This window comes from Paenibacillus sp. GbtcB18, from assembly GCF_019091125.1.
Classification (GTDB): Bacteria; Bacillota; Bacilli; order Paenibacillales; family NBRC-103111; genus Paenibacillus_F; species Paenibacillus_F chitinolyticus.
Map to the genome: position 1 here is coordinate 1 of NZ_JAGXJX010000905.1, position 234 is coordinate 234.

The 234-nt window shown below is 55.6% G+C and carries 1 pseudogene; it reads right to left on the reverse strand.

The window, feature by feature from the left end:
- Positions 1-234 (reverse strand): annotated as a pseudogene (locus tag KVT34_RS31250) (MFS transporter); the annotation flags it as partial.

The following is a 234-nucleotide window of genomic DNA, read 5'->3' on the forward strand; positions in this document are numbered from 1 at the left end:
GAAGGTCAGGGCGAACACAAGCAGCAGCAGGATGAAATACGGAGCTTTGTACGACTGTCCCAGTTGGATAAAAATGCTTTCCTTCTTCACCTGTGACGAACGGTTAGCGGCAAGCTCTTCTTTGGTGAGCGATTCCGGCAGAACATGCAGGGATCCGTTCATAGCCAAAGCGCCGACCGCGGACGACACGTAGTACGGAGCCCGCAAGCCGTGTTCCGCCAGTAACCCGCCGAT